1 protein-coding gene is annotated in these 1,676 nt (G+C 75.1%); it reads right to left on the bottom strand.

What is annotated here, in order from left to right; translation table 11 throughout:
* Window positions 1-297: 297 nt before the first annotated feature.
* Window positions 298-1,491 carry a thiolase family protein gene (locus tag ABZ951_RS33825; protein ID WP_344090944.1) on the bottom strand — a complete coding sequence of 398 codons (1,194 nt, stop codon included), beginning with the start codon at window positions 1,489-1,491 and terminating at the stop codon, window positions 298-300.
* Between the last annotated feature and the right edge of the window lie 185 nt (window positions 1,492-1,676).

Genomic DNA, 1,676 nt, shown 5'->3' with positions numbered 1-1,676 from the left:
CAGGCGGCCCGGGCCGGGTATGCGGTCCAGGTGCGGATCGGTGAGTCGGGGGCGAAGTTCGTCTTCGGTTCCGCGCGGGTGTTGCGCCAGCGGACCCCGCCGGGAGGGGGAGGCCCGGGGCCTCCCGGCGTATCCGTTCCTGCGTGGGTTCGGGTGCCATGGGCCTTCCCTACCCCGGGCGGGCCGCGGGTGATCCCCGCGGTCGGACGGCCCGTCAGAACAGGGGCAGTTCCGCGTAGTTCTCGGCCAGTTCGGCGGCGGCCGCGGGGCGGGGCGTTCCCGGGGCGCTCCAGAGCCTCAGCGCTCCAGGATCAGTGCCTGGCCCTGTCCGACGCCGATGCACAGCGCCGCCATCCCCAGGCCCGAGCCCGCCGCGGCCAGCTGGTGGGCGACCGACCCCGCCAGCCGGGCGCCGGAGGAGCCCAGGGGGTGGCCGATCGCGATCGCGCCGCCGCGGGGGTTGACGATGCCGGGGTCGAGGTCGGGCCATTCCGCGAAGCATCCCAGGGCCTGGGCGGCGTACGCCTCGTTGAGCTCGAAGTGTGTCAGGTCGGTCAGGGCGCGGCCCGCCTTGGCCAGGGCCCGGCGCACCGCCTCGACCGGGCCGAGGCCGTAGAGGTCCGGCTCGATGCCCGTCGCGGCCGAGGCCCGCACCCGGGCCAGCGGTTCGCGGCCCGTCTCGCGCAGCCCCTCCTCGTCACACAGCAGGAGCGCCGAGGCGCCGTCGTTCAGCGACGAGGAGTTGCCCGCCGTGACCGTGCCGCCCTCCGGCCGGAAGGAGGGCTTGAGCCGGGCGAGGGCCTCGGCGGAGGTGTTGTCGCGGATGGTCTCGTCACGCGGCAGCGCAACGCCCGGCACCGGCACGACCTCCGGGTCGTAGAGGCCCTCCTGCCAGGCCCGTGCCGCCTTCCGGTGGCTGGCGAGCGCGAACGCGTCCTGCGCCTCGCGGCTGATGCCGTGCTTGTCCGCGATCAGCTCGGCGCCCTCGCCCAGTGGCACCGTCCACTGCTCCGGCATGGCCGGATTGGTCATCCGCCAGCCCAGGGTCGTCGAGTACAGCTCCTGGTGGCCGGTGGGGAAGGCCCGCTCGGCCTTCGGCAGCACGTAGGGGGCGCGGCTCATCGACTCGACGCCGCCCGCGACGACGACCGAGGCGTCACCGAGGGCGATGGCCCGGTAGGCGTGCACGACGGCCTCCAGGCCGGAGGCGCACAGCCGGTTGACGGTCACCCCGGGCACGGAGACGGGCAGCCCGGCGAGGAGGACGGCCATCCGGGCGACGTTGCGGTTCTCCTCGCCGGCGCCGTTGGCGTTGCCGAGGACCACGTCGTCGACGCGGGCCGGGTCGAGGCCGGGCGCCCGCTCGACGACGGCGCGCACGACGTGCGCCGCGAGATCGTCGGGGCGCACCCCGGACAGGGCACCGCCGTACTTGCCGACCGGGGTGCGCACGGCGTCGACGATGTACACATCCCGGATGCGGTCGTTCATGGCTGCTCCTCGCGTGGCGAACTTCGTTCATGATCGATCCGTGCCGAGTTTCGGGGGGTGGCCGACGGGTGTCAATGGCTGCGACTTCGCTGCGCGGCGGCGGGTTGTGGGGGTGCACCACCGCTGCGCGGCGGTGGGGGGCCGAGCGCGCGCAGCGGGAAGCAGCTGGCGGGGGGCGGCGCCGG

It is taken from the genome of Streptomyces sp. NPDC046215, from assembly GCF_040646215.1.
Lineage (GTDB): Bacteria > Actinomycetota > Actinomycetes > Streptomycetales > Streptomycetaceae > Streptomyces > Streptomyces stramineus.
The sequence above is the reverse complement of the archived record's forward strand: the minus strand, read 5'-3'. Positions and strand labels throughout refer to the sequence as shown.

Excerpts from the sequence above, each read along its gene's own strand:
- ABZ951_RS33825 (WP_344090944.1), bottom strand. The coding sequence starts at position 1,491 with ATGAACGACCGCATCCGGGATGTGTACATCGTCGACGCCGTGCGCACC.